General features: G+C 65.3%; 25 protein-coding genes. 19 read left to right on the top strand and 6 right to left on the bottom strand.

Annotation, left to right across the window (positions count from 1 at the left end; translation table 11 throughout):
- The 5 genes from BTN82_RS12375 to BTN82_RS12395 form a co-directional block, all read left to right on the top strand.
- A partial coding sequence (locus BTN82_RS12375) for a pyridoxal phosphate-dependent aminotransferase (RefSeq protein WP_075119419.1) occupies positions 1-878 on the top strand: 878 nt, incomplete at its 5' end.
- Positions 871-2286 carry an aldehyde dehydrogenase family protein gene (locus BTN82_RS12380; protein WP_075119420.1) on the top strand — a complete coding sequence of 472 codons (1416 nt, stop codon included), beginning with the start codon at positions 871-873 and terminating at the stop codon, positions 2284-2286. The genes BTN82_RS12375 and BTN82_RS12380, both read left to right, overlap by 8 nt.
- A 41-nt stretch (positions 2287-2327) precedes the next feature.
- Positions 2328-3077 (top strand): NAD(P)H-dependent oxidoreductase, encoded by a 750-nt coding sequence (locus BTN82_RS12385; RefSeq protein ID WP_075119421.1) that lies wholly within the window; start codon positions 2328-2330, stop codon positions 3075-3077.
- A 202-nt stretch (positions 3078-3279) separates the two neighbouring features.
- Complete coding sequence (locus BTN82_RS12390; protein ID WP_075119422.1) at positions 3280-4269, top strand: DUF2157 domain-containing protein; 990 nt, start codon at positions 3280-3282, stop codon at positions 4267-4269.
- On the top strand, positions 4266-5303 hold the full coding sequence (locus BTN82_RS12395; protein WP_075119423.1) for a hypothetical protein: 1038 nt from the start codon (positions 4266-4268) through the stop codon (positions 5301-5303). The genes BTN82_RS12390 and BTN82_RS12395 overlap by 4 nt, the downstream gene beginning before the upstream one ends.
- Before the next feature lie 58 nt (positions 5304-5361).
- Here the strand turns inward: BTN82_RS12395 and BTN82_RS12400 are convergent, their stop codons facing one another.
- Positions 5362-5715, bottom strand: coding sequence for a hypothetical protein (locus BTN82_RS12400; RefSeq protein ID WP_075119424.1), 354 nt, complete (start codon positions 5713-5715; stop codon positions 5362-5364).
- Positions 5716-6155: 440 nt separating this feature from the next.
- Here BTN82_RS12400 and ltnD point away from each other — a divergent pair, with 440 nt between their 5' ends.
- The 6 genes from ltnD (at position 6156) to BTN82_RS12430 (ending at position 12019) form a co-directional block, all read left to right on the top strand.
- Positions 6156-7061 (top strand): L-threonate dehydrogenase, encoded by a 906-nt coding sequence (gene ltnD / locus BTN82_RS12405; protein WP_075119425.1) that lies wholly within the window; start codon positions 6156-6158, stop codon positions 7059-7061.
- Positions 7062-7071: 10 nt separating this feature from the next.
- Positions 7072-8364: a 3-oxo-tetronate kinase gene (gene otnK, locus BTN82_RS12410; protein WP_075119426.1), complete on the top strand. Its 1293-nt coding sequence runs from the start codon at positions 7072-7074 to the stop codon at positions 8362-8364.
- The gene (locus BTN82_RS12415) at positions 8361-9011 is read left to right on the top strand and encodes an aldolase (RefSeq protein WP_075119427.1); all 651 of its coding nucleotides are present in this window, start codon (positions 8361-8363) and stop codon (positions 9009-9011) included. Before otnK ends, BTN82_RS12415 begins: the two co-directional genes overlap by 4 nt.
- Positions 9012-9184: 173 nt before the next feature.
- Positions 9185-10651, top strand: coding sequence for an SLC13 family permease (locus tag BTN82_RS12420; protein ID WP_075119428.1), 1467 nt, complete (start codon positions 9185-9187; stop codon positions 10649-10651).
- 22 nt (positions 10652-10673) lie between these two features.
- A complete protein-coding gene (gene otnI, locus BTN82_RS12425; RefSeq protein WP_075119429.1) occupies positions 10674-11456 on the top strand; it encodes a 2-oxo-tetronate isomerase in 783 nt (260 codons plus the stop codon).
- 149 nt (positions 11457-11605) lie between these two features.
- Positions 11606-12019, top strand: a complete 414-nt coding sequence (locus BTN82_RS12430; RefSeq protein ID WP_075119430.1) for a hypothetical protein — start codon at positions 11606-11608, stop codon at positions 12017-12019.
- Between the two features lie 18 nt (positions 12020-12037).
- Here BTN82_RS12430 and BTN82_RS12435 read toward each other — a convergent pair whose 3' ends face one another.
- A complete protein-coding gene (locus BTN82_RS12435) occupies positions 12038-12871 on the bottom strand; it encodes a DeoR/GlpR family DNA-binding transcription regulator (RefSeq protein ID WP_075119431.1) in 834 nt (277 codons plus the stop codon).
- 290 nt (positions 12872-13161) lie between these two features.
- On the opposite strand from BTN82_RS12435, the gene BTN82_RS12440 reads away from it, so the two are divergent.
- Positions 13162-13602, top strand: coding sequence for a hypothetical protein (locus BTN82_RS12440; protein ID WP_081375458.1), 441 nt, complete (start codon positions 13162-13164; stop codon positions 13600-13602).
- Positions 13603-13660: 58 nt separating this feature from the next.
- Positions 13661-13978 carry a hypothetical protein gene (locus BTN82_RS12445; RefSeq protein WP_075119433.1) on the top strand — a complete coding sequence of 106 codons (318 nt, stop codon included), beginning with the start codon at positions 13661-13663 and terminating at the stop codon, positions 13976-13978.
- Positions 13979-13995: 17 nt separating this feature from the next.
- Here BTN82_RS12445 and BTN82_RS12450 read toward each other — a convergent pair whose 3' ends face one another.
- From BTN82_RS12450 to BTN82_RS12465, 4 genes are all read right to left on the bottom strand, one after another.
- A complete protein-coding gene (locus tag BTN82_RS12450) occupies positions 13996-14898 on the bottom strand; it encodes an alpha/beta hydrolase (RefSeq protein WP_075119434.1) in 903 nt (300 codons plus the stop codon).
- 36 nt (positions 14899-14934) lie between these two features.
- Positions 14935-17184 carry a TonB-dependent siderophore receptor gene (locus BTN82_RS12455; RefSeq protein WP_075119435.1) on the bottom strand — a complete coding sequence of 750 codons (2250 nt, stop codon included), beginning with the start codon at positions 17182-17184 and terminating at the stop codon, positions 14935-14937.
- Positions 17185-17257: 73 nt separating this feature from the next.
- A complete protein-coding gene (locus BTN82_RS12460) occupies positions 17258-18628 on the bottom strand; it encodes a sensor histidine kinase (RefSeq protein WP_075119436.1) in 1371 nt (456 codons plus the stop codon).
- A complete protein-coding gene (locus tag BTN82_RS12465) occupies positions 18628-19320 on the bottom strand; it encodes a response regulator transcription factor (protein WP_075119437.1) in 693 nt (230 codons plus the stop codon). Before BTN82_RS12465 ends, BTN82_RS12460 begins: the two co-directional genes overlap by 1 nt.
- Before the next feature lie 197 nt (positions 19321-19517).
- On the opposite strand from BTN82_RS12465, the gene BTN82_RS12470 reads away from it, so the two are divergent.
- The 6 genes from BTN82_RS12470 (at position 19518) to BTN82_RS12495 (ending at position 26074) form a co-directional block, all read left to right on the top strand.
- Positions 19518-20096 (top strand): antitoxin Xre/MbcA/ParS toxin-binding domain-containing protein, encoded by a 579-nt coding sequence (locus tag BTN82_RS12470; RefSeq protein ID WP_075119438.1) that lies wholly within the window; start codon positions 19518-19520, stop codon positions 20094-20096.
- Positions 20096-20593 carry an RES family NAD+ phosphorylase gene (locus BTN82_RS12475; protein ID WP_075119439.1) on the top strand — a complete coding sequence of 166 codons (498 nt, stop codon included), beginning with the start codon at positions 20096-20098 and terminating at the stop codon, positions 20591-20593. Before BTN82_RS12470 ends, BTN82_RS12475 begins: the two co-directional genes overlap by 1 nt.
- A 57-nt stretch (positions 20594-20650) precedes the next feature.
- Positions 20651-21166: a G/U mismatch-specific DNA glycosylase gene (gene mug / locus BTN82_RS12480; protein WP_075119440.1), complete on the top strand. Its 516-nt coding sequence runs from the start codon at positions 20651-20653 to the stop codon at positions 21164-21166.
- 118 nt (positions 21167-21284) lie between these two features.
- Complete coding sequence (locus BTN82_RS12485; RefSeq protein WP_075119869.1) at positions 21285-22373, top strand: colicin E3/pyocin S6 family cytotoxin; 1089 nt, start codon at positions 21285-21287, stop codon at positions 22371-22373.
- A gap of 16 nt (positions 22374-22389) precedes the next feature.
- Positions 22390-22632 (top strand): pyocin S6 family toxin immunity protein, encoded by a 243-nt coding sequence (locus BTN82_RS12490; protein ID WP_075119441.1) that lies wholly within the window; start codon positions 22390-22392, stop codon positions 22630-22632.
- A 643-nt stretch (positions 22633-23275) separates the two neighbouring features.
- A complete protein-coding gene (locus BTN82_RS12495; RefSeq protein ID WP_075119442.1) occupies positions 23276-26074 on the top strand; it encodes an EAL domain-containing protein in 2799 nt (932 codons plus the stop codon).
- Positions 26075-26120: the final 46 nt, after the last annotated feature.

Genomic DNA, 26120 nt, shown 5'->3' on the forward strand with positions numbered 1-26120 from the left:
TGTTCAGCGTCGCCCAGTGTGTGCTCAACCCGGGCGACGAGGTGCTGGTCGCCGAGCCGATGTACGTCACCTACGAAGCGGTGTTCGGCGCTTGCGGCGCGGTGGTGGTGCCGGTGCCGGTGCGCTCCGAGAACGGCTTTCGGGTACTGCCCGAAGACGTCGCCGCGCGCATCACCCCGCGCACCCGCGCCCTGGCCCTGAACAGCCCGCACAACCCCTCGGGCGCCAGCCTGCCGCGCGCCACCTGGCAGGCGTTGGCCGAGCTGTGCATCGGCCACGACCTGTGGCTGATTTCCGACGAGGTCTACAGCGAGCTGCTGTTCGACGGCGAGCACGTCAGCCCGGGCAGCCTGCCGGGCATGGCCGAGCGCACGGCGACCCTCAACAGCCTGTCGAAATCCCATGCCATGACCGGCTGGCGGGTGGGCTGGGTGATCGCCCCGCCAGCGCTGGCGGCGCATCTGGAGAATCTGGCGCTGTGCATGCTCTACGGCTCGCCGGACTTTATCCAGGACGCCGCGGTGGTGGCGTTGGAGAGCGGCCTGCCGGAGCTGGCGGCGATGCGCGAAGCCTATCGCCAGCGCCGCGACCTGGTGTGCGAGTGCCTGGCCGATTGCCCTGGCGTGCGCGCGTTGAAACCCGATGGTGGGATGTTCGTGATGGTCGATATCCGCCAGACCGGGCTCAGCGCCCAGGCGTTCGCTGACCGCCTGCTGGCGCGCCACGGGGTCGCGGTGCTGGCCGGCGAGGCCTTCGGCCCCAGCGCGGCCGGGCATATCCGCCTGGGCCTGGTGCTCGGCGCGGCGCCATTGCGCGAGGCCTGCCAGCGGATCGCCCGCTGCGCCCGCGAGCTGTTGGAGGTACCGGCCCATGCGTAAGTACTCCCGGCTGTTTATCGACGGCGCCTGGCGCGAGCCCGCGGGGCAGGGCCTGGCCGAGGTCGTCAACCCGGCCACCGAGGCCGCGGCCGGCAGCGTGCCCCTGGGCGACGAGCGCGATGTCGAGCGCGCCGTGGCCGCCGCGCGGCGGGCGTTCGAGGGCTGGTCGCGAGCCCCGTCCAGCGTGCGCGCCGGCTACATCCGCGCACTGGTCGAGCAGTTGCGCGAGCGCGCCGACGAGATGGCCGCGCTGATCACCGCCGAGCTGGGCATGCCGGTGCAATGGTGCCGCTCGGTGCAGGTCGACGGGCCCATCCTCGGGCTGGAGCAGTACGTCGAACTGGCGGCGCTGATGGACGAGGTGCGCGAGGTCGGCAACTCCCTGGTGATCCGCGAGGCAGTCGGGGTCTGCGCCTTTATCAACCCCTGGAATTACCCCTTGCACCAGTTGCTCGGCAAGCTCGCCCCAGCGTTGGCGGCGGGCTGCACGGTGGTGCTCAAGCCCAGCCAGGAAACCCCGCTGCACGCGTTTTTGCTGGCCGAAATGATCGAGGCCACAGGCCTGCCGGCCGGGGTATTCAACCTGGTCAGCGGGCCGGGGGCGAAGGTCGGCGAAGCACTGGCCCGGCACCCGGATGTGGATATGCTGTCGTTCACCGGCTCCACCGGCGCCGGGGTACGCGTGGCCCAGGCCGCGGCGCCTTCGGTGAAACGGGTGTGCCTGGAACTGGGCGGCAAGTCGCCGCTGCTGATCGGCGAGGACGCGGACCTGGAAGCGGCGGTGCGCTACGGCGTACAGGACGTGATGATCAACTCCGGGCAGACCTGCACCGCGCTGACCCGCATGCTGCTGCCGGCCAGCCGTTACGCGCAGGCGCTGGAGCTGGCGGTGGAGGAGGCGCGCGGCTTGTGCATGGGCGATCCGCAGGACCCGCACAGCTTTCTCGGACCGATGTGCTCGGCCGCCCAGCGGCGCACCGTGCAGGACTACATTCGCCTCGGTACGCAGGAGGGGGCGCGCCTGCTGTACGGCGGCGAGTCGACGCCGGGCTTCGAGCGCGGTTACTACCTGGGGCCGACGCTGTTCGCCGATGTCGACAACCGCATGCGTATCGCCCAGGAGGAAATCTTCGGCCCGGTGCTGTGCCTGATTCCCTACGCCGACGAGGCGCAGGCGGTGGCCCTGGCCAACGACTCGCCGTTCGGCCTGTCCAGCGGCGTCTGGGCGGCCGACCCCCGGCGCGCCCTGGGCCTGGCTCGACAACTGCGCGCCGGGCAGTGTTTCATCAACGGCGCGGCGTTCAATTACCAGGCGCCGTTCGGCGGCTACAAACAGTCGGGCAACGGTCGCGAATGGGGCGAGGAAGGCCTGGCCGAGTTCGTCGAGATCAAGGCGATCCAGTGCTGAGTCCGTGCCCCCGACATTGCAATCCGTTCAAGGAGCCCTTCATGAATGTACTGATCGTCCATGCTCACCCCGAGCCGCAATCCTTTACCGCCGCCTTGCGCGACCAGGCGGTGGCCACCCTCGAAGCCCAGGGCCACACGGTGCAGGTCAGCGACCTGTACGCCATGGGTTGGAATCCGGTGGCCAGCGCCGCGGACTTTTCCTCGCGGGACAACCCCGACTACCTGGTGTACGCGCTGGAGCAGCGCCTGGGGGTGAAGAGCCAGTCGATCGCCGCGGACATCCTGCAGGAACTGGACAAACTGCTGTGGGCCGACCTGCTGATCCTGAATTTCCCGGTGTTCTGGTTCTCCACGCCGGCCATGCTCAAGGGCTGGATCGACCGGGTACTGGTGTCCGGGGTCTGCTACGGCGGCAAGCGCTTCTACGACCAGGGCGGCCTGGCGGGCAAGAAGGCCCTGGTCACCCTGACCCTGGGCGGGCGCGAGCACATGTTCGGCGAGGGGGCGATCCACGGGCCGCTGGAAGATATGCTGCGGCCGCTGCTGCGCGGCACTCTGGCCTATGTCGGCTTCGAGGTGCTGGAGCCCTTCGTCGCCTGGCATGTGCCTTACATCAGCGCCGAGGCCCGCGAGGAGTTCCTCGTGGCTTACCGGCGGCGCCTGGGGCGTCTGGCCGACGAGCCGGCCATGACGTTCCCGCGTTTGTCGCAGTTCGACGAGGCGCTGTACCCGCTGGCGCCTCTAGGCGCGAGCTCGCTCGCGATGGACGTTAACGATAACGCGGACTGACAGGGTAGACGCGGCGCTCTCAGGTTCATCGCGAGCAAGCTCGCTCCTACAGTAATGGGGTGGGGTTGGCTTTTTTTGGCCGCGGCGTGCCGCGCAGCGCTGCGTTGGACGTCTTGATAGACAAACGCCTGCGCGACGCTTGGCTATGCTGTCGAGTTGCGGCCGGTCCTCCCACTCCCCACTCCCCAGTCCCCAGAGCGCCATGAGAAAAATCACCCAGCAGATGTTGCTCCACGAAATCGCCGACTGGCGCCATCGCGGCCTGATCGACGCCGAGTCGCAGCAGCGCCTCGGCGCCTTGTACGAACGCCCCGGGCACCTCTTGTCCACGGTCCTGCAATGGCTGGGCATTGGCGCGGTGCTGCTGATCGGTATGGCGGTGCTCGGCGGCTTGAGTCTGCTGGCCGACTCGGTGCTGCTGGGGGCGGTCTTGTTCTTCGCTGCAGGTGTCGGGCTGTGGCTGCTCGGCGCGCGGCTGGCGCGCGAGCCGGCGCAGCGCATGCCGGTCACCGGGGTGGCGATCCTGACCATCGGCCTGATCCTGATGGGCGCCAGCCTGTTGCTGGGCAGTTCCGACAGCGCTGCCAACGAGTACGGCAACCTGCCGCTGGCCCTGCTGGCCACCGCCGCCATGAGCATCGGCACCGCCTATGGCTACCGCCTGCGCTGGCCGCTGTTGCTGGGCCTGCTCTGCGCCTTCCACGGCCTGGGCTCGTGGGAAGCGTACGGCGGTGGCGGCAGTTACTATTTCGACATCCAGGACCCGCGCTCGATGGCGGTGATCGCCGCGCTGACCGCGCTCCTGGGGCTGTGGCACCAGCACGCCGAGGATCGCACCTTGCGCCGTTTCAGCGGTTTCGGGCGGCTGTATGTGATTTTCGGCTTGCTGTATTTCAACTGCTCGCTGTGGTTCTTGAGCCTGGAAGACCCTTACCGGCAGACCCTGACCTGGACCTTGCTGTTCACCCTCGGCGCCATCGCTCAACTGGTGCTTGGCGCGCGCTTCAAGCACCCCAGCTTCACCGGCTTCGGCGTGGTGTTCCTCGGCATCGACCTGTACACGCGTTTCTACGAATACGCCTGGGAACAGCTGAGCGCCGCGCTGTTTTTCGCCGTGGCCGGGGTGGTCGGCATGCTCCTGGGCTGGCTGTTCGAGCGCACCGCGCTGCGGGCCGGGGAGGCTGGCCAATGAGCCCGGATCGCCGTAACCGCCAGGTGCGCGACGCCCTGGACCAATGGCTGCGCGACGGCCTGATCGACCCCCAGGCCCACGTCCGGATCGCCGAGCTGTACCCGCTGACGCGCTGGGACTGGCGCTCCCTGGGGCGCTGGTTCCTGACCTTCGGCGCCATCAGCCTGGCTGCCGGCCTGCTGATCCTGCTGCATGAGCACCTGACCTTCACCTTGCCGAAACTCGCGGCCGGCCTCGGCCTGCTGATGTTCGGGCTGTTTGGCGCCGGGCGCTGGCTGCTGGGCAAACAGCTGAAACTGCTCGGCGCGACCCTGGAGTTGCTCGGCGGCTTCGCCCTGATTGGCCTGAGCCTGGTGCTGGGCATGATCTACTCCGACGGCTCGGGCAACTGGCCGGCGCTGTTGCTGGTGGACCTGCTGCTGTTGCTGGCGCTGAGTTACCTGTTGAACAACGTCTTGCTGCTGGCCCTGTGCAGCGTGCTGTTCTTCGTCTGGTTCGGCGGGCGCAGCGGCTATATGTCCGGCTGGGGCGCCTACTGGTTCGGCATGAACTACCCGCTGCGCTTCCTCGGCGCGGCCGTGGCCATGGTGCTGTTCGGCTTTGTGCATCTGTGGAGCGAGGCTTCCTGGTTGGCGCGCTATCGCGGCTTTGCCAAAGTGTGGATTTCCGCCGGCCTGTTCATGGCTCAGATGTCGTTGTGGTTGCTGTCGCTGTTTGGCAGCTACGACCTGATCGACGGCCCTTGGCACCTGGCCGAGTCCGGCGAGCTGCTGCTGTTCAACGGGCTGTGGGCGGCGCTCAGCCTGGGCCTGCTGGCGCTGGGCATTCGCCTGCGGTTTTCCATGCTGGTGGGTTACGGCGCGACCTTCTTCATCATCCAGCTGTACACGCTGTTCTTCACCCAGCTGGCGGAGACCCTGGGCTGGTTCGTCAGTTTGCTGATCGCCGGCGGCAGTTTGCTGGGGCTGGTGGTCTGGCTGGAGGGTAAGCGCCAGCAGCGTCGGGGCGACCCGAACCAAGCCGAGTCGGTATAGGGCAGGGCGCCGGGAAAAGTCTGCCCAGGCCCGAGCGTGCGGGCCTGGGCAGGAAAACCTAGGCCGTCAGGCGTCTTTCGATATCCCGGTACGTTTCGCTGTCCGTAGCCGCCAACAGTTTGCGGCCGTCCTTGAAGGTCGCGATAAAGGTCACCTCGGTTTCCTTACCGGCGATCAGGTAGCCGGCAAGGGCGCCCACCGGGCCCAGCAGCATGGCGCCGGCGATGCCATAGCCGAGCGCGTCCCTGTTGGTGATGCTGTCCTGCGTTGCGATCTCCAGGCGCTTGAAGGCCGAGGCCTTGACCTCGACGCCTGGCGAAGGGTTGGTCGGGGTGGCCAACCTGAAGACTCCCTGCCGGTACTCGCCATCTCCTTGTAGAAAATCTCCAGCCAATACGTTGATCTTTGCCATGTTGAATATCCTTGTTCAAGCATTGCGGGACGACCATACAGCGCTGCCTGCCATCCACCGTCAACGGGTGGGCGATAAAGGGCGGTACCGCTGATCGGGGATGTTGCGCCTAACAGCATCGGGCTCAAGTGTAGACACCGGATTGATATGGATCAGCTCGTTGGTCGCCTGGCGATACCGCTCGTCCGGTCGACTCGACGGGGGCTATGGCGCTGTTTCCAATCTTTTGCGCGTTGCGTGTGGCGATGTTAAAAAATGTTAGATTGAAAAAATACTTCACATAATCAGTTCATTGGTGGATGATCGACCGCAACCTGTAGGACAACCCGATAACAACCGATCACAGGACCCCGCCATGCTCGACAAGGTCTCGATTGATGGGCCCGCCGCCTGCGCCTTGCCGACGCGGAACACGCTGCTGTCTTCCCCTGGAGTACCCCATGAATAACAAGAATGTCGGTGTCGTCGGCCTGGGCGCGATGGGCCTGGGCATTGCCCGCTCGCTGCTGCGCGCAGGCTTCGATGTGCATGCCTGTGACGTGCGCGAAGCGGTCACCCAGCAGTTTGTCAGCGAGGGCGGGGTGGCCTGCGCGTCGCCGGCGCGGATGGCCGAGGCCTGCGATGTGATCATCACCGTGGTGGTCAACGCCGAGCAGACCGAGACCGTGCTCTTTGGCGAAGCCGGCGCGGTCGCGGCCTTGCGCCCCGGCAGCCTGGTGATCGGTTGCGCCACGGTGGCGCCGACCTACGCCGTCGAGTTGGGCCAGCGCCTGGCCGAATCGGGCCTCTTGTACCTCGACGCGCCGATCTCCGGCGGCGCGGCCAAGGCCGCCGCCGGCCAGATGACCATGATGACCTCCGGCCCGGCCGCGGCCTACGCCAGGGCCGAGGCGATCCTCGCCGGCATGGCGGGCCAGGTCTACCGCCTGGGCGACGCCCATGGCCTGGGTTCCAAGGTCAAGATCATCAACCAGTTGCTGGCCGGGGTGCACATCGCCGCGTCCGCCGAAGCCATGGCCCTGGGCCTGCGCGAAGGCGTGGACGCCGACGCGCTGTACGAGGTGATCACCCACAGCGCCGGCAACTCGTGGATGTTCGAGAACCGCGTGCCGCACATCCTCAAGGCCGACTACACCCCGCTGTCGGCGGTGGATATTTTCGTCAAGGACCTGGGCCTGGTGCTGGATACCGCCCGCGCCAGCAAATTCCCGCTGCCGTTGTCGGCCACTGCGCACCAGATGTTCATGCAGGCCTCCAGCGCCGGTTTTGGCCGCGAGGACGACTCGGCGGTGATCAAGATCTTCCCCGGTATCGACCTGCCGACCGCCAAGCCCGAATCCGTTTGAGGAATGCCGCATGACTAACGCCAACGCACGCCCGCTGCTGGGCTGCATCGCCGACGACTTCACCGGCGCCACGGACCTGGCCAATATGCTGGTGCGCGGCGGTATGCGCACGGTGCAGAGCATCGGTATCCCGAGCCGCGAAGTGGCGGCCGGGCTGGATGCCGACGCGATTGTCATTGCCTTGAAGTCGCGCACCGTGCCGGTTGCCGAGGCGGTGGAGGCATCCCTCGCCGCCCTCGACTGGCTGCGCGAACAGGGTTGCGAGCAAATCTTCTTCAAGTACTGCTCCACATTCGATTCCACCGCCGCCGGCAATATCGGCCAGGTCAGCGAGGCCTTGCTCAAGGCGCTCAATAGCGATTTCACCCTGGCCTGTCCGGCGTTTCCGGAGAACGGCCGGACCATTTTCCGTGGCCACCTGTTCGTCCAGGACCAATTGCTCAGCGACTCGGGCATGCAGCATCACCCGTTGACGCCGATGACCGACGCCAACCTGGTGCGCGTGCTGCAAGCCCAGACTTCGCGCAAGGTTGGCCTGCTGCGCTACGACAGCATCGCCGCGGGCGTCGAGGCGGTGCGGGCGAAGATCGCCGAACTGCGCGAGCAGGGCGTCGGCATGGCCATTGCCGATGCGCTGTCCGACCAGGACCTCTACACCCTGGGCGAAGCCTGCGCCGACCTGCCGCTGCTGACCGGCGGCTCCGGCCTGGCCCTGGGCCTGCCGGGCAATTTCCGCCGCGCCGGCAAGCTGCGCGACTTCGACGTGGCGTCGTTGCCGACGGTCGCAGGGGGCGAAGTGGTGCTGGCCGGCAGCGCCTCGGTGGCGACCATCGGCCAGGTTGCTGCCTGGCTCGAGGCCGACCGTCCGGCGCTGCGCATCGACCCGCTGGCCCTGGCCGCTGGCGAGCCGGTGGTGGCGCGAGCCCTGGCCTTTGCCCGCGACAACAATGAAACCGTGTTGATCTACGCCACCAGCACCCCGGCCGAGGTCAAGGCCGTGCAACAGCAACTGGGCGTCGAGCGTGCCGGCACCCTGGTGGAAAACGCCCTCGGCGAGATCGCCGCGGGCCTGCGCCAGAACGGTGTGCGGCGCTTCGTGATCGCCGGCGGCGAAACCTCCGGCGCGGTGGTCAAGGCGCTGGGGGTCGACCTGTTGCAGATTGGCGCGCAGATCGACCCGGGGGTACCGGCCACCGTCAGCAGCGGCGCCGAGCCCCTGGCCCTGGCGTTGAAATCCGGCAATTTCGGCGGCCGCGACTTTTTCGCCAAGGCCCTGGGGCAACTTGCGGCAGGTGCGCAATGAACAGCGCCGCGAACAAGGAACAGGCCCTGCGCGAAGAGATCTGCGACGTCGGCCGCAGCCTCTACCAGCGCGGCTACACCGTGGGCAGCGCCGGCAATATCAGCGCGCGCCTCGACGATGGCTGGTTGATTACCCCGACCGACGTCTGCCTCGGGCGCCTGGAGCCGGCGGCCATCGCCAAGGTCAATTCGGCGGGGGAGTGGGTGTCCGGCGCCAAGCCATCGAAGACCCTGGCCCTGCATCGCCAGGTCTACGACCGCAACCCGACGGTGGGCGGGGTGGTGCACACCCATTCCACCTATTTGGTGGCGCTGACCCTGGCCGGCGTCTGGACACCGGACGACATCCTGCCGCCGCTCACGCCTTATCAGGTGATGAAGGTCGGGCACATTCCGCTGATCGGCTACCAGCGTCCGGGTTCGCCCAAGGTCGCCGAGCAGGTGGCGCAACTGGCCAACCGCGTGCGCGGGGTGATGCTCGAACGCCTGGGGCCGGTGGTCTGGGAAAGCTCGGTGGCCAAGGCCAGCTACGCCCTGGAAGAACTGGAAGAAACCGCGCGCCTCTGGCTGATGAGCCATCCCAAGCCCGCGCCGCTGGATCAGGCAGCCCTGGACGAGCTGCGCGAGAGCTTCGGCGCGCACTGGTAGCGCACCGCTGTAACTGACACTGCAAGCACTGCCCGGGAGTCGCTGTCAGGCTCTCGACGGCCCCGGCTTGCCTTTAAAAACAATAACAACAGGACATCCCGCATGACGTTCCCCGACTGCAGCTGTTTTGGTTTCACCCGCGCTTCTTTCTCTTATGAGGGAGGGACCGCGCAATGAGCCCGCTGATCCTGATGTTGACGGCCGGCGCAGGTATCGCGCTGCTGCTGTTCCTGGTGCTCAAGTACAAGTTCCAGCCCTTTGTCGCGCTGATGCTGGTGAGCATCCTGGTGGCGTTGGTGGCCGGGGTGAAACCCGCCGACCTGGTGGCGACCATCGAGGGCGGCATGGGCAAGACCCTGGGCCATATCGCGATCATCATTGCCCTGGGCGCGATGATCGGGCGGATCATCGAGCTGTCCGGCGGCGCCGAGGCCCTGGCCAAGACCCTGATCGAGCGCTTCGGCAACCGCCGCACGCCGCTGGCGCTGACCATCGCCGGGTTCATCATCGGCGTGCCGGTGTTCTTCGAGGTCGGGGTGATCATCCTCATGCCGCTGGCCTACGGCGTGGCTCGCCGGGCGCGCAAGCCGCTGCTGGTGTTCGCCTTGCCGATGTGCGCGGCGCTGCTCACCGTGCATGCGTTCCTGCCGCCCCACCCGGGCGCCGTGGCCGCGGCCAGCCAGCTGGGCGCCGACCTGGGCCGGGTGCTGATGTTCGGCCTGCCGATCACTGCCTTGCTGTGCTACGTCGGCTACCGCGTGGCCGGGCGCATGACTCGGCGCTTCTACCCGATGACCGACGACATCCGCGCCGAGGTCTACGGCCCCCACGTGAGCAACGACGACCTGCGGGCCTGGACCAACGGCAACAGCCATGGGCAGGACTCGCAACAGGCGCAGGTGGCGGTGTCGCACATGGGCCTGGAAGAGTCCACCAGCGCCATCGTCGCCAAGTTGCCGCCGGCCCCGGCGCCGGGGTTCGGCCTGATCGTCGGGCTGATCCTGCTGCCGATCGTGCTGATCCTGTTGGGCACCCTGGCCACCTCGCTGCTGCCCGCCGAGTCGGCCCTGCGCGGGGTGCTGACCGTGCTCGGCGCACCGCTGGTGGCGCTGCTGCTCGACACCTTGTTGTGTGCCTGGCTGCTGGGGTCGCGCCGCGGCTGGAGCCGCAGCCAGGTCTCGGACGTGATCGGCTCGGCCTTGCCCGGCGTGGCCATGGTGATCCTGATCGCCGGCGCCGGCGGGGTGTTCGGCAAGGTGCTGGTGGACACCGGGATCGGCGCGGTGGTCTCTGACCTGTTGCGCACCACCGGCCTGCCGGTGCTGGCCCTGGGCTTTTTGCTGACCATGTTGCTGCGCGCGGTGCAGGGCTCGACCACCGTGGCCCTGGTGACCACCGCCGGCATCATCAGCCCGCTGATCGCCACCCTGGACCTGACCCCCAACCACATGGCGCTGCTGTGCCTGGCCATGGGCGGCGGCGGGCTGGCGATGTCCCATATCAACGACGCCGGCTACTGGATCTTCACCAAGCTCGCCGGGCTCAACGTCGGCGACGGCCTGCGCACCTGGACGGTGATCACCACCTTGCTCGGTACCCTGGGCTTCTGTATTACCCTGTTGCTCTGGCCTTTTGTCTGAGTCTTTCTTTCCAGGAGTCGCCATGCCTCGTTTCGCTGCCAACCTCAGCATGCTCTACCCGCAACACGCCTTCCCGGACCGTTTCGCCGCGGCCGCAGCCGACGGTTTCGAGGCGGTGGAGTACCTGTTCCCCTACGACTACAGCGCCCAGGAACTCAAGCAGCGCCTGGACGACAACGGCCTGGTCCAGGCGCTGTTCAACGCGCCGCCCGGCGACTGGGCGGCGGGCGAGCGGGGCACCGTGACCTTGCCGGGGCGCGAGGCGGAGTTTCGCCAAGGCTTCGAGCGCGCCCTGGAATACGCCGCGGCGCTGGGCAACTCGCGCATCCATGTGATGGCCGGCCTGCTGCCTTCGGAAAGCCTGCGCGAGCGCCATCACGGGGTGTACCTGGAGAACCTGGCCCATGCCGCCGCCCAGGCGGCCAAGGTCGGCGTCACAGTGCTGCTGGAACCGATCAACACCCGCGACATGCCGGGCTTCTTCCTCAACCGCCAGGACCAGGCCCAGGCGATCTGCAAGGAAGTCGGCGCGAGCAACCTCAAGGTGCAATTCGACTGCTACCACTGCCAGATCGTCGAGGGCGACCTGGCGACCAAGCTGCGCCGCGACTTCACCGGCATCGGCCATATCCAGATCGCCGGCGTGCCGGACCGTCACGAGCCGGACCTGGGCGAGCTGAATTATCCTTACCTGTTCGCGCTGCTGGACCAGCTGGGCTACGACGGCTGGGTCGGCTGCGAGTACCGCCCGCGCGGCGACACCTCGGCCGGCCTGCAATGGCTGCGGGACTGGAAGGCGTTCTAAGGGGCGGGCAGGGCAGCGGAGCCGCTGCGCGTTTGCCGAGGCGCTGGGAATCTGAAGATTTCTGACGTGCGCGGCTCGCGCTCCGCCCTGGCGGGTACATTGCTCCCCGTCGCCAGGGCCATCACTGGTGCCATCAAGGGAGCGGGAGCATGCACAAGTCGATATTCGTGGATCAGTCGGGGCTGGACGAGGCGTCCTGCCGCCCGCGCGACTTGCATTGGGAGCAGATTCCCACGGTGACCCTGGAGCGCATCGAACGGGATTACCGCCGCGCCCGGCGCACCACCGTCCTTGGGCAATGGATCAATATCGCCAGCGTGCTGCTGGTGGTGTTGAGCGCCGCCTGCGGTCTCTGGCTGTGGAACCACTTCCGCGCCCAGGGGCTGGACCAGGGGTTCGGCCTGCGGCAGTTGTTCGTGCTGTTGTTCTTCTTCGCCACCCTGTGCGCGGTGGTGGAATGGCTGCGGCGCATTCGCCGCAGCACCCGGGTCGCCCTCGATGGCTTGAGCGAAGACCTGCGGGATATCGCCTGCGTGCTGTGGTTCCGCAAGCAGCACCGCTGAGGCGCGAGTGGCCGCTCGTCAGTCCTTCGCCGGCTGGAGCGGCGGGTCGGACGGCAGCAGCAACTCCACCCCTTGCTTGCGGATCCCGTCGGCGGCGGCCTGGGCCAGAGCGTCGTCGCTGATGATCACGTCGAACTGCTCCAGCCCGGCGATGCGGTACATGCTGAAGGTGCCGTATTTCGAACTGCTGGCCACCAGCACCACCTGGGACGCCGACTGCATCGCCACCTGCTTGACCTCGACCTTGAGCGCCGACGGCGTGGTGATGCCGCGGCGCAGGTCCCAGGAACTGGTGGACATGAAGGCGATATCGGTCACCACCTGGCGCAGGGTCGCCACTGCCAGCCCGCCGACGCAGGAATGGTTGTCGTGGTCGAGCTGGCCGCCGGTGTGGATCACCGTCACCTGCGGCGCCTCCATCAGCGCCTGGACGATGCCGAAGTCGTTGGTCACCACGGTCATGCCCGACAGCGCCTTGATATAGGGCACGATCTCCAGGGTGCTGGTGCCGGCGTCCAGGTACACCGTCATGTCGGCGTGCAGCAAGCGCGCCGCCAGCCGCGCCATGGCCTGCTTCTGCGGCTGCTCGACCACCGCCTTGGACTGGTGGCTCGGCTCGCTGTGCAACTGGCTGGCGATCCGTACCCCGCCGGTCACCGAATAGGCCCGGCCTTCCTGTTCCAGCAGCGCGATGTCGCGGCGCACGGTCATGTGCGAGCAGTCGAACATCTCCATCAACTGATGCACGCTCAACACCTGATGCTTGCGCAACTGCCGCAGGATCAGCTCGCGACGCTGCTCGGGAATCATCGGCGCGCCGCTCTCGCTGGCGCTGTCCTTGGGGTTGGGCATTGAGGCTCCGGGCCGACTGGGCACAAGGGTGGGAAACTGCCGGACATAGTAGCGAATCTGCAAGGCGCCGGACATGCCGCGGCGCTGCCATCGCGGGGGTATGTGCGGTCCGCTTTTTGTAGGAGCGCAGCTTGCTCGCGATAGGCCGCAGGCCGCTTGTGGATTCACCACCGCTATCGCGAGCAAGCTCGCTCCTGCAGGGATCGCGTGGATTTGGTGCGTGGGGCTGTGCAATGATCCTCGCTGCCCGGGCCTCGGGCGAACTTTTATGGCGATACAGGAAGAACATGATGTTCGGAACAAGGAATGGGTTGGCCCTTATTCTCGGCGTGTGCCTGAGTACTTCCGCCCTGGCGGCCACCGAGGGCGAGCGCCCGCCGGTCGGCGAGCGGGTGCTGGCGTTCAGCGGCGAGCAGGGGCTCAAGGTCTGGACCCTGCGCTACGGCGAGCGCAGCGAGCAGCAGGCGCTGGTGCAGGTTGGCGGCATCGACCATGACTGGGACCAGCGCATCCAGAAAATGCACGTCGAGAAGACCAGCAAGGACACGCGCTACTCCACCGAAGTCGACGGCAAGCCTTACGTTGCGCTGATCGTGCGCGGCAACAACGGCGAGCTGTACCTGCCGGGCGAAGGCCGGGAAATTCCCCTGCACTACGACCAGAACCTTTCCGAGCAGGGCAACGCCCAGTATTTCCTCACCGACTACCTGCAACAGTCGGCGCAACAGTAATCACCCGAGCCATCACTGCCACGTGCGTCCGGTCGGGCGCACGCGGCGAGGAACCGTCATGGACCCGGCGTACGCTTTCGCCCACTTGAACATCAGCGTCGAGCCTCATGAAAGGCGCATGAGCCATTGGGTGTATGCGCCGCAGGTGGTGGACGCGCGCGATGGCCGCGTGCTGCTGGACCTGAGTGGCGGGCCCTGGGACCTGATGTCCGCGCGGCAAATGCCGCAGACCGTGGAACTGCTGTTGCGCCAGTATCCCGGAGACCGCGAGGCGGTCTGCCTGAGCATCCGCCTGGCCGACAACAGCCTGTGGCTGGGCGACAGTCCGGTCGCTGCCGGGGATATCGAAGGCGCGCTGGAGAAGGCGCAGGCCTGAGCTGCGCCTTTTACCTTCTAGGGTTGGGAATACAGGCTCTCCAGCACATACCCCAGCGACGCCGCGAGCGTCTCGCCGTGGCTCAGGCCGTCGAAGCTGTGATAGGTCAGCGTCAAGCCGGGTAGCCCTTGCAGGTCGTTCTCCAGTTGCCGCGCCAGGCGTTCCGGGTGCGGCTCGGCGGGGCCGCGCGGGTTGGCCGGTTCGCTGCCGCCGCGCATCAGCAGCAGTTGCGCCTGTTGCCCCTTGAGGCGCTGGGCGAGGCCCTGGGTTTGCGCGAGGATCGCCTGTTCGCCCCACCACAGCGACGGGCTGGCCGCCGCGTAATGGCTGAATTCCCCGGGGCGGCTGAACAGCGCGTGCAGCACCAGCAGGCCACCGTAGGAATGGCCCCAGAGGGTTTGCCGGCGGCTGTCGATCGGCACCTGGGCGGCCACCGCCGGGCGGATGCGTTCGCGCAGCAGCTCGAGGAAGGCCTCGGCGCCGCCGCTGGGTTGCCCGGTCAACGGGTCCTTTTGCACCGCCGCGCCAGGCAGGCGCGGGGTGTAGTCGAGGGTCCGGGCGTTGCGTTCGATGCGCAGCGGCGTCTGGTAACCGATGGCCACCAGCAACGGCACGCGGGCCGGGTCCAGGCGTTTCAACTGCTCGGCGTCCAGGGCGCCGATGGCGGCGTTGCCGTCGAGCATCCACAGCACCGGGTAACCGTCTTTTGGCGCGGGCGCCTGGGGCTGGCCGATCCACAGTTGGTAATGGCGCTGGCCGTCGGCCGAATCCAGTTGCAGGCGGCTGAAGCGGTAGGGCAGGTCTTGGCGTTGCAGCAGCCGGCTGTCCATCGGCTGGTCCGGCGCCGGCTGCGCCTGGGGTGCGAGCCCCGGCAACAGCAGGGCCAGGGCCACGGCCAAGGGGCGAAGAAAAGGTCTCATCAGGCGATCTCGTTATAGATTCAGGACGGCTCGGGTTTAGAACGACGCGGTCAGGCTGGTGTAGAGGGTGCGCCCGGGTTCGTTGTAGGTGGCGGCGCCGGCCCCGGCGATGTTGGTCACGCCCTGGGCGTTGCCTTCGCGGAACAGGCGCTTGTCGAACAGGTTGTCGACCCCGGCGGTCAGGCTCAGGTGGCGGGTGAGGGCGTAGGTGCCGCTGACCCCGGCAATGGCGTAGGGCGACAGTTGGTGGGTGGCGCTGCCGGTCACGCGGTCGCCGTGGTAGTCGTATTTCTTCGGCGTCTGCTTGCCGTACCAGGCCACGCTGGCCTGCAGCGACAGGTCGTCGGTGGCCTGCCAGTCGAGCATCGAATTGAGGGTGAAACGCGGGGTCACCGACAGGTAGTCGCCGGTCTCCTTGTTCTTCGATTGCAGCATGTAGGTGAAGTTGTTGCTCCACTTCAACTCGCTCGCCAGGGGCACGGTCAGGGTGCCTTCCAGGCCTTCGACCAGGGCCTTGGGCACGTTTTCCCACTGGTAGATCGCGGCATTGCGGTAGCTGCCGCTGCCGCCCGTGGCGTTGCCGATCGGCGCGAGGCCAGACTCGACCTTGTTCTTGTAGTCGTTGCGGAAGTAAGTCAGGCCGGCCACCCAGCCGTCGGCCTTGTATTCCAGGCCCAGTTCCTTGTTGACGCTGGTCTCGGCCTTGAGGTCCGCGTTGCCTTGCAGGTAGCAACTGGTGGTCTGCCCGTAGCAGCCCTGGCCGCGGCTGTAGAGCAGGTAGTCGGGGTTCAGCTGGTAGAGGTTCGGCGCCTTGTAGGCGCGGGCGATGCCGGCCTTGAGGGTCAGGGTCTCGGTCAGGGCGTGGGACAGGTTGAGCGACGGGCTCCAGTTGTCGCCGACGATGCTGTGGTGGTCGAAGCGCAGGCCGGGGGTGAGCATGGTGCCGGGCGCCAGCTCGATATTGTCTTCGGCGAACAGCGAGAAGATCCGCGCCGAGGACGAGGTGTCGCGGCCGCTGCTGGCCAGGCCGCCGACCGCGCCGCCTTCGCTGGTGCTCTGGGTGTTGGCGCTCGGGTCGTCGAGTTTCTGCTGCACCCACTCGCTGCCCAGGGTCAGGGTCTGGTCCAGGCCGGCGTGCAGCGGCAGGTTGACCTCGCCGTGGGCGGTGAGGTCGCGCAGCACCGCGGTGTAGAAGCTGGTGTCGCTGAAGATGCCCTCGGTGCCGCCGGCCAGGCCTTCGTTGATCCGGCTGTTGCGGGTCTTTTCGTATTGCAGGTAGGCCATGGAGCTGCCGAAGTCCCACTCGCCGCGGTGGGTCAGCGCGTAGTTCTCGCGGTAGGTGCGGTTGGTCTCGTGGCCGAGCATGCTTTTGACGTTGGCATTGCTGTTGGTGTTCTGGGTATCGCCGGTGTAGAGGTTGCCCTGGCGGCTGAAGCCGGCTTCGAAGTCCAGGCTTTGCTCCGGGCTCAGGCGCCAGCTGAGCAGGCCGTTGAGGTCCTTGTTGCGCACGCCTTCGCGGCCGGCGGGCAGGGTTCCGGCCTGGTTGCCGGTGCGCGCCGATTCGTGGCCCTGGTTGATGTCCCAGTCGTCGGCGTCGGTCTTGGCCACATTGCCGTAGACCCGGTAGCTGAGGTTTTCGGCCAGCGGGCCGTTGAGGCCGAAGCTCATGCGCTGGGTCGCGCCTTCGTCCTTGTGGGTCGGGAAGGAGGTGTAGACCGTGGCGTTGCCGTGGGTCTGGGCACCGGCCTGCTTGGTGATGATATTGATCACTCCGCCGGCTGCGCCGTTACCGTAGCGGGCCGCCGCCGGGCCGCGGATGACTTCGATGCGCTCGACCTGGTCGGCCGGCACCCAGTTGGTGTCGCCGCGGCTGTCGCGTTCGCCGCGCCAGCCGTAGCGCACCGAATTGCGGCTGCCCACCGGCTTGCCGTCCACCAGGATCAGGGTGTTCTCCGGGCCCATGCCGCGGATGTCGATCTGCCGGTTGTTGCCGCGCTGGCCGCTGGTGGAGTTGCCGGTCAGGTTGACCCCCGGCATGGTGCGGATGATCTGCGACAGGTCGTTGGCCGGCGGGCGCTTCTGGATGTCTTCGGCGGTGATCACCGACACGCCCGGCGCCTGCTTGGTCTCTTCCTTGGCGGTGGCGACGATGGTCTGGGTTTCCAGCTCCAGGGGCGCGGGGCGAGCCTCTGGCGCGGCCTCGGTGGCGGCGTGCACGGCACCGCTGAGCAAGTAGCAGCCGGACAGCAGGAAAGGAGCGAAGGGGCGCAGCGAACGGGACGACATTGTTGATCTCCAGGGGCAACCTGAAACAGGAAGATCACGAATGATAATGACTGTTATTTGCGAGTAAAGCGCATTAACTTTCTAAACACTTCTCGGCCGCCGCTGCGGGCAATAGCAAGTGCAGGCAAAGCCCCGGCTGGGCATTGCTGGCCCACAGCCGACCCTGTTGCAGCTCGATGGCGCGGCGGGCGATGGCCAGGCCGAGGCCGAAGCCTTCGCTGCCGTGCTCGGAGTGGTTGGCCAGGCGCTGGTAGGGCAGGAAGATCCGTTCCAGGTCCTGTTCGGCGACGCCGGGACCTTCATCTTGCAGGCGCAGGTGCCAGAACTGGCCTTCGCGCTCGCCGCTCAAGCTCACCCGGGCGCCTGGCGGCGAATGGCGGATGGCGTTGCGCAGCAGGTTCTCCAGGGCCTGGGCCAGGCTGTCGAGGTGCACTTGCACGCAGCAGTCCAGGTCCAGGCTGCAAGGCAGGCGCGCCGGGTCCCAGGCGCTTTCGAAACAGGCGTCTTCGCGCAGGGCTTCCCACACCGAGAGCACCAGCACCGGTTCGGTGGGCAGTTGCGGGCGCTCGGTGTCCATCCAGGCCAGGTCCAGGGTGTCTTCCAGCAGGCGCTGCATGTCGCCGATCTCGCGGTCCAGGCGTTGGCGCAATTGTTCTGGCGGCAGGTGGCTGTCGTGGGCGATGCGCAGCCGCGCCAGGGGCGTGCGCAGCTCGTGGGACAGGGTGCGCAGCAACAGCCGCTGCTGGCCCAGGCTCTGGCGCAGGCGCTCGGCCATGTGCTCGAAGGCCTGGGCCAGTTCGCCGAGTTCGTCGCGCCGGCCGAGCAGCGGGGTGCCCGGCCCGTCGCTGTCCAGGTCGTCAGCGCGCAGGGCATCGGCGCGGTCGCGCAGGCGGTTCAGCGGCACCACCAGATGGCGGTAGATCAACAGGCCGAGCAGGGCCGCCAGCAGGGTCGGCAACAGGCCGTGGCTGAACAGGTGGGTCCAGGGCGTGAGGCCGCCGGGCAACAGGCGCTCGGGCAGTTGCAGCACCAGCCGGCCCTGTTCCGGGTGCTGCGGGAATTCGATGCTGACGTACGGCAACTCGTCTTGCAGGCGCCGGCTCATGGGCCAGTCGAGCTTGCGCATGAAGGTCAGGTGGCTGGCTTCCTCGGCGCTCAGCGGCGTGCTGCCCAGGCTTTGCAGGTGCGGGCCGATGACCGCCACCCAGGTGTCTTCCCGGGCCGCCAGCTCGGCGCGAAAACGCTCGACGCCGGGCACGCCCTCGGTGCGCCAGATGTCCTCGGCCTGCTGCGCATAGCGGGCCAGGTACAGGCGGTCGGCGGGGTCGAGGAAGTAGGTCCGGCGTTCGGCCGACAGGCCCCAGATCCAGATGATCCAGGTCAGCAACAGGCAGAAGCTGACTTGCAGCAGCGCCAGCTTCCACAGCAGGGGGTGACGGCGCATCAGGCTTTTTCCGTGTCCACCAGCAGGTAACCCTGGCCGCGCACCGCCTGGATCTGCACATGCCCGGCGCCGATGGCCGCCAGCTTGCGCCGCAGGTTGCACACGTGCACGTCGAGGCCGCGATCCAGGCGGGTGTAGATCCGGTGCAGCACCTGCTGGTAGAGAAACACTTTGCTCAGCGCCTCGCCGGGGTGTTCGTGGAGGGTTGCCAGCAAGCGGTATTCGGAGCCGGTCAGGCCGGCGTTCTGGCCCTGGTGGACGACGTCCTGGGCCGCGTCGTCGAACTGCATCGCGCTGTCCTGACGGGCCGCCGGCGCACGCTGGACCATTGCCATGCGCCGCAGCAGCGCGTCGGCCCGGGCATCCAGTTCGGCCAGGCTGAAGGGCTTGGGCAGGTAGTCGTCGGCGCCGCGGGTAAAGCCGCTGATGCGATCCTGCTCGGCGCCCAGCGCCGACATCAGCATCACCGGCATGTCCTGGTCGCGGCGCAGGGCTTCGAGCAGCGACAAACCGTCCAGGCCCGGCAGCATGATGTCCAGCAGCACCAGGTCGAAGCGCCCGGCCTGCACGGCGGCCAGGCCCTGGGCGCCATTGGCGCAGGCGGTGACGGCGAAGCCGCGCTGGCGGAAATGCGCGTCCAGGTCGTGGCGCAGTCTGGAATCGTCTTCCACCAGGAGCAGGTTAGGGGGCATGGGAATTCGCTTAATGAGAATATTTCACAATCGCGAATATCTCATTTTTGCCGGGGGCTGTGCAATTGCGCGGAGGGAAGGGCGGTCGGCGCTTGTTACAAGACAAGGGCAGGCCGACCGTTGGTAAGCCTGTGGTTTTTTCTTTCGCCAAGTGGCAGTATTATGGCTGCCATTTGTCATAAATCCGGGAGATGGGCATGCCGACGTCAGCCAAAAAAACTGTTACTGCCAAGCCTTCGACCAAGGCGGGAAACGTAAAGGGCCAGTGGGTCGGGGGCGCGGCCAAAGATCTGCGGAAAAAAACCAAGGCCAAGGTCGACTCGGTAGGCGAAGAGACGGCGGCCTATGCGTTCGCTTCGCCCATGGTGCGCGGCCTGCTGCCCGGCACCGACGCCGACGACCCCATGGCGGTCTTCCGGGCGACCCAGGCGGGGTTCTCCCTCGGCTCGGTGATCGAGTTGGTGGAGTCGGTGGAGGCTTTCAAGCGCTTCAACGTGCTGGCGAAGATCGTCGGGTTTTCCGAGCGGACCCTGGCGCGGCGCATGAAAAACCAGGACGAAGCCCTGAGCCCCGAACAGAGCGCCCGGGCCCTGTACTACGCGCAAGTGCTGGAAAAGGCCGAGGCCGTGCTCGGCTCCCGGGCGCTGGCCGAAGACTGGATGACCCAGCCGGCGCTGGGCCTGGACGGCGAAGTGCCCATCGACCTGCTGGCCAACCCGGTGGGTTATGAGCTGGTCACGGACTTTCTGCACCGGCTCGAATTCGGGGTCTACTGATGCTGACCGACCCCTTGGTTGCGGACCTGCATTTCTGGCGCCTCGACCTGGCGATTCATGCCGCGACCTGGAGCAGCGGCATCGGCGCCGAAAGCAGCGGCGGGCGCTGGAACCCCAAGGGGCTGCACGTGGTGTACGCCAGCTTGGATGCCTCGACCGCGGTGCTGGAAGTGGCGGTGCACAAGGGCTTCAAGGCCCTCGACAGCCTGCCGCACACCTTGACCGCGGCCCGGGTCTTGGCGCCGTCGCGCATCCACAGGGTTCGGGCCGAAGACATCCCCAACCCCAACTGGCTGACCCCCGGCACGCCCAGCCACAGTCAACAGGCTTTCGGCGCCAGCTTGCTGGAGCAGCATCCCTTCGTACTGATTCCTTCCTGTGTGTCGCGCCATAGCTGGAACCTGCTGATCAATCCACGGTTGGCCACGGGGTTGTACGAGCAGGTGCTGCAGGAGCGTTTCGCCCTGGATGGGCGGCTCAACCCACCGCCGCGCTGAGGGGCGGGCGGTGCGGATCATCGACCCCGGCCTGCGCCGGACTTGTGAGGTTCATACGTGAGCGAACGACTCGAGGACATTCTGGCCGCGCACCTGGCGGTGGTGTTCTGCGGCATCAACCCGGGCCTGACCGCGGCCGCCCAGGGGCATCATTTTGCCGGGCGGGGCAACCGCTTCTGGCGCACCCTGCACCTCGCCGGTTTCACCCCGCAACCGCTGCGCCCGGAACAGGACCGGAGCCTTTTGCACTATCGCTGCGGGCTGACCGCCGTGGTCGAACGGCCCACGGCCCGCGCCGATCAATTGTCATTGGAGGAGTTTCGCGCCGCCGCCGCGCGCTTCGAACACAAGATCGCCCGCCACGCCCCACGTTTCGTGGCCTTTCTCGGCAAAGCCGCCTACAGCGCGTTATCCGGCCAGCGCGACATCGCCTGGGGCCTGCAACCGAACACCTTCGGCAACGCCGCGGTCTGGGTGCTGCCCAACCCCAGCGGGCGAAACCTGGCCTTCAGCCTCGAGCAACTGGTCGAGGCGTACCGCCAGCTTCGGGTGGCGGTAGGCGAGGCTGAATAAATTCAGAATTGTCCTACCACTCGTCTTTAGGTATTTCGCGTAACGTCCGCTTGCCTGCTGCAAAAAAATTCGCCTCCGCCACGGAGGCTTTTTTATGGACGACGGGAAGCGGACAAGGATGAGCGGATATGTGCCCAATAAGCCGAAGGGCTATCGCGATCAAGGCGTCGAGCCGGTCGATATCGGCGAACAGCGTTGGGCCGAATACAAGGAATTGCCGGAGAAACCACAGGCGATACCGACCCTTGAAGGGTGTGTCTTCGCCAAGTCCTGCGCGTTGCCCAATGGCCTGATCAACCACAGCAACCCCGGCGGTTTCGTACCGGTCGAGTCGCTGAAACAATACGGCACCTTCGCGGTACTGGGCACTGCTCCGGCGATGACCGCAGGCGCTGTTCCCCTGCGATGGGTTGGCGGTTCGGGCAGTGCCTCGGCCCTGGTGAAACGCTTGGGCGGTGCCTTGGCGCTGGCCGGCCCCACCGCGGTGGGCTTTGCCGCGTTGCTGATGCCGGACGATATCGCGGCTGACAGCGCCTTCTACACGTCCGAGCAATACGCTCAGTTGCGCCACGGGAATACCCGTGTGCGAGTCAACGTAAAGCACCTGCCGGAGGGCGCGGTGAGCGTGTACGGGTTCTATACCGGAACAAAGGCCGAGTGGCAGCAGGTGCCGGTGATTGCAGCCAAGGCCCGGGGTGAGCAACGGGTCGCGGAGATGGGGCAGGGGATCGAGGTTATCTGGACCCCGGCAGCCGACCCTAATACGGTGCCAGGTATTCCGGCGTTGGAGGGCGCTTCGCTGAAGCCGGGCGCGTGGGTTTTTCCGCCGACCGAACAGGCCGATAAGATACTGGTCAATCCGCAGTATCCGCCTGACTACCAGGACGCGATTATCTGGTTTCCGGATAGCGGGATTCAGCCGATTTATATTTCGCTGAGTGTTCCGGGGGACCATCGCTATTATCCAGCACCTAAAGGACTGACGGCCTTTCCTGATGCCAAGTGGGTCAAATCGAAATCTTCACTACAAGGGGGAGGAGGGAAACGGCACCGCTGGGTGGACAGTTCAGGAAAAATTTATGAATGGGACAGTCAGCATGGAGCTGTTGAGATGTACGACAAACGGGGCAAGCATTTAGGTGAGTACGACCCCGAGACCGGGGAACAGACCAAACCGGCCAAGCCGGGCAGGACAACCCCAAAGTAATCGTTAGGAGTGCTTTATGTATTTATGTATCGCAGGCTTTTTTCCCGATGGTCATGAAAATGAATTTGTGCAATTTGAACTGGACGTAGCATCGGAATTCAATCAGACCGTGCTTGATCTGGTCGGCTGGAGCTCCCTCGAGGAGGGCGTAAGACATGGCGTTGTAGAGTTAACCGCAACACAAGCCAGACAGATTGAGAGTGTGCTTGGGAAAGCCATACCAAGCGATCTGGATATCTGTATTACTGTTCTTGCCTAGAAATGGGGTGTCTATGCATTTGTACATCACTCACTAGTAGCCATCAAAGAGTCTTTGCCGGATCCCCTTGATATGTTTATTGGCGTCGTTGCCTAACATCACGGTTGGTTCGATTACTTGGTAATCCTGAACAGTATGCCAAGGAGAATAATTCCGCTTTCGCCAGGCAAGCCACTAACGTCCAACAGACCCTGCTGGAAGTTGCCCCTTAGTTGAACAGTCCGTAAGTATTCTTCCTTCCGGGATCATGCGCTTTTTTAGTGCATTTCTGCCGCCAACCAGCCCGATCAGGCGCTTGTACGGTTTTTTTGACTGTTCAGCCAATAACAGTGAGGCCGACTAATACCGGCAGGCATGTGTTACTGGGCGTTCGGTAAACTTTCCTGACGGCTTAGACAATAATGAGCCGCCAAATAAGTTTCAGTGATAGTTCGGCAAGCGTCGAAAGTTTTTTCAATATAACGTCAGTTTCTTATGGAATCCGCCAGCGGAGCGCGGCCTGATCTTGTTGCGATAGTGGCATTGCGCTACCGTCGCAGGGATATATTCCGCGCTGGCATCTCCCTCATCCAGGCCTCTTTCGGGGGCTGGACGTTTTTCCTGACCTGATTCCCATGTTTGTCTACTGACAAAGGAGGATTGTTTGTTTCGCAAGCTCGCACTGCCGTATGGGTTAAGAGCAACTCTTATTAGTGCATTGGTATTTCAATGCGCGACCTTGGTTCTCAGTTTCTGGATGGTGACCAGCAACCAATCGAGTATTGGTGCGTTGTCCAATGTGGCGGTCGAACAAGTGGACGCTGTCGCCGAAACGACCCAGCACTTGATGGAGGCACGGCTTTCATTGTCGCGAGCCAATACCCGGATCGTGTTGTTCGACAAGGTCCCGCAGGAGATGGTGGAGCATGCGCGCCGGGAGTTGACGCTGGCCAACGAATCGTTTGACCGGTTCCTCACGCGTACACGGGTCGATGAAGAAAACCATATCCGGGTCGCGGCCTTGAAGGATGTGTATTCGCGTTATCTGGAGGCGCTCAGCCAACTGGTCAGGTACACCGGCTCAGGCGATGTGCGATGGGCGCTCGCGCAACCGGTCCAGGACGTTCAGGAGCAATTCCTGCAAGAGCAGAAAAAGTTCCTGAGTTATGGCAACAGCATTACCCAGACCTCGCTCCAGTCCATGGGCGCGCGTTTCAAGATCTACATCGTTGCGGCCACGACGATCATCCTGACGATCCTGGCGACAGTCCTGTTTCTGCTGTATGTGATGAATCGGGTCGAGCGCAACCGCCTGCTGAAGATCGCCGTCAACCGCACCGACAGCGCGATTATCGTCACCGATCCGGGCAGCGTGATTACCTATGTCAACGAGGGCTTCGTGCGTCTGCTCGGTTATGCCCCGTCGGAGTTGGTCGGCAAGAAGCCGGCCGAGGTCTTTTATGGCCGCCATACCGATGTGGATGCGATCTTCTCTTTCAAGAACAGCATCGGCAGCGGCGAAAGCCATACCACCGAGTTGCTTGTTTACAATAAAAACCAGAAGCCACTGTGGGTGCGGGTGGTTGCCAACCCGGTACTCGATCAACAGGGCAAGCGGAAAAACGTCGTGGCCATCGTGACCGACATCACGGAAGCCAAGATGAACGACCAGCTTCAATTCAAAGTGCTGAGCGCCATGGCGCGGGAAGAATCCCTGTCGGTGGTCATGGAGCTGATTTGCCAGGAGATCAGCCGCATCGCGCCGGAAATCAGCGTCTCGATCCGGCAGTTCGACGAGCAGGGCCACCTGTCGTTGATGGCCGCCCCGCACCTGCCGCCCGGCTTTCTGCAGTCGCTGGAGCACCTCGCGCACACGCCTTTCCTGGAAAAGATGGAAGTGCAGGAAAGCAAGATGCTGATGTTCACCGATCATGCGGCGGACAAGGGCGATTGCGTCGATCACAAGGTGTCCGAGTCGTTCGGTTTCACGGCCGGCTGGGTCAATACCATTCGCTCGAACAGCGGGCGGGTATTGGGCACCTTTACCCTCTATTACCGGGAAAACCATCTGCCCGAGGCGCAGCACCATCGCTTGCTCGAGACCAGCCTGAAGCTGTGTTCCCTGGCGCTGGAGCGGGACAGTTTCATCCACGACATCGAGCGCCTGGCCTATTACGACAGCCTGACGACGTTGCCCAACCGACGCTTGTTGATGGTGCGGGCCAACGCCATGATTGCCCAGGCCCAGCGCGCGCAAACCTCCCTGGCCGTGCTGTTCATCGACATCAACCGGTTCAAGCAAGTCAACGATTCCCTTGGGCATGCCGCTGGCGATGCGTTGCTCTGCGAAATTGCCAGGCGGCTGCAGAACTCGGTCCGCGGCGACGACCTGGTCAGCCGCCTTTCGGGGGACGAGTTTGTCATTGTCCTGTCGTCTTCGTCCGTCGACCAGGCTGTCGCGTTTTCGCAAAGGGTGATCAACGAGCTGGCCAAGCCCCTGGTCTTGAACGAGGTACGGCTGATTCCATCGGCCAGTATCGGCATTGGTCTTTATCCGGAGCACGGCAGCGATATCCAATCGTTGCTGCTCCATGCCGACCAGGCCATGTACAAGGCCAAATCGGCGGGCCGCCAGGCGATCAGCGTATTCGACCCGGTGGCGGGGACCCCGGTCGAGAGTGAATTGACGCTGGGCGTGGCCCTGCGCGAAGCCTTGGAGACCAACCAGCTGACGCTGTATTACCAACCGCAGGTACGGTTGGAGGGGCACGATTTTTTTGGTGTCGAGGCGCTGGCTCGCTGGACCCACCCGGCGTTGGGGACTATTGCGCCCGATCGCTTTATCCCTTTGGCGCGAGACGCCGGCATGATGCCGGAATTCAATCGCTGGGCGCTGGCCGAAGCCTGCCGGCAAATGGCGCAATGGCGCGATTCGGGGCTGATGGTCCCCCAGGTGTCGGTGAATATTTTTCCCGTGGCCTTCCGCGACAGGGCGATTATCGAGCTGATCCAGGAACTCCTGGCGCACCACCAGCTCCCGCCGTCCTGCCTGACACTGGAGGTCACCGAGGACTTCATCCTGGATGCGACCGACAACGTCATTTCGGTGATTACCGAGATCCGCCAGTCGGGCGTGAGGCTGTCGATCGACGACTTCGGCACCGGCTATTCCAGCCTGAGTTATCTACTGCGGCTGCCGGTGGATGCCATCAAGCTGGACAAGAGCTTTATCGAGGATATCGAAGGCAATGAAGGCGCCCGGGCGCTGGCCAAATCGATCGCCGAGATCAGCAAGAGCCTGCAACTGAACATGGTCGCCGAGGGCGTTGAAACGGCTGCGCAGTTGGAGATTCTGCGCAGCCTCGGCTACCAGGTTGCCCAGGGCTATTGCTTCTCGCAGCCTTTGGACCCTCAGGCATTGGCCCTCTGGGCCCACGAGAACGGCGCTCGCTCGAGCGCATGAAGCGAAGGGTGGCGGCGCGGGGAGGCTGGCCTTGACCAGGGCCGGG

This window comes from Pseudomonas chlororaphis, from assembly GCF_001921865.1.
Taxonomy (GTDB): Bacteria; Pseudomonadota; Gammaproteobacteria; order Pseudomonadales; family Pseudomonadaceae; genus Aquipseudomonas; species Aquipseudomonas chlororaphis_D.

Coding starts and splice junctions, on each gene's coding strand:
- BTN82_RS12435 (WP_075119431.1), bottom strand. CDS start 12,871: ATGCCCAACCCCAAGGACAGCGCCAGCGAGAGCGGCGCGCCGATGATT.
- BTN82_RS12415 (WP_075119427.1), top strand. CDS start 8,361: ATGAACAGCGCCGCGAACAAGGAACAGGCCCTGCGCGAAGAGATCTGC.
- BTN82_RS12460 (WP_075119436.1), bottom strand. CDS start 18,628: ATGCGCCGTCACCCCCTGCTGTGGAAGCTGGCGCTGCTGCAAGTCAGC.
- BTN82_RS12475 (WP_075119439.1), top strand. CDS start 20,096: ATGCTGACCGACCCCTTGGTTGCGGACCTGCATTTCTGGCGCCTCGAC.
- BTN82_RS12485 (WP_075119869.1), top strand. CDS start 21,285: ATGAGCGGATATGTGCCCAATAAGCCGAAGGGCTATCGCGATCAAGGC.
- BTN82_RS12490 (WP_075119441.1), top strand. CDS start 22,390: ATGTATTTATGTATCGCAGGCTTTTTTCCCGATGGTCATGAAAATGAA.
- otnK (WP_075119426.1), top strand. CDS start 7,072: ATGACTAACGCCAACGCACGCCCGCTGCTGGGCTGCATCGCCGACGAC.
- BTN82_RS12470 (WP_075119438.1), top strand. CDS start 19,518: ATGCCGACGTCAGCCAAAAAAACTGTTACTGCCAAGCCTTCGACCAAG.
- BTN82_RS12400 (WP_075119424.1), bottom strand. CDS start 5,715: ATGGCAAAGATCAACGTATTGGCTGGAGATTTTCTACAAGGAGATGGC.
- ltnD (WP_075119425.1), top strand. CDS start 6,156: ATGAATAACAAGAATGTCGGTGTCGTCGGCCTGGGCGCGATGGGCCTG.
- BTN82_RS12385 (WP_075119421.1), top strand. CDS start 2,328: ATGAATGTACTGATCGTCCATGCTCACCCCGAGCCGCAATCCTTTACC.
- BTN82_RS12440 (WP_081375458.1), top strand. CDS start 13,162: ATGTTCGGAACAAGGAATGGGTTGGCCCTTATTCTCGGCGTGTGCCTG.
- BTN82_RS12380 (WP_075119420.1), top strand. CDS start 871: ATGCGTAAGTACTCCCGGCTGTTTATCGACGGCGCCTGGCGCGAGCCC.
- BTN82_RS12450 (WP_075119434.1), bottom strand. CDS start 14,898: ATGAGACCTTTTCTTCGCCCCTTGGCCGTGGCCCTGGCCCTGCTGTTG.
- BTN82_RS12395 (WP_075119423.1), top strand. CDS start 4,266: ATGAGCCCGGATCGCCGTAACCGCCAGGTGCGCGACGCCCTGGACCAA.
- otnI (WP_075119429.1), top strand. CDS start 10,674: ATGCCTCGTTTCGCTGCCAACCTCAGCATGCTCTACCCGCAACACGCC.
- BTN82_RS12455 (WP_075119435.1), bottom strand. CDS start 17,184: ATGTCGTCCCGTTCGCTGCGCCCCTTCGCTCCTTTCCTGCTGTCCGGC.
- BTN82_RS12465 (WP_075119437.1), bottom strand. CDS start 19,320: ATGCCCCCTAACCTGCTCCTGGTGGAAGACGATTCCAGACTGCGCCAC.
- BTN82_RS12445 (WP_075119433.1), top strand. CDS start 13,661: ATGGACCCGGCGTACGCTTTCGCCCACTTGAACATCAGCGTCGAGCCT.
- BTN82_RS12430 (WP_075119430.1), top strand. CDS start 11,606: ATGCACAAGTCGATATTCGTGGATCAGTCGGGGCTGGACGAGGCGTCC.
- BTN82_RS12390 (WP_075119422.1), top strand. CDS start 3,280: ATGAGAAAAATCACCCAGCAGATGTTGCTCCACGAAATCGCCGACTGG.
- BTN82_RS12420 (WP_075119428.1), top strand. CDS start 9,185: ATGAGCCCGCTGATCCTGATGTTGACGGCCGGCGCAGGTATCGCGCTG.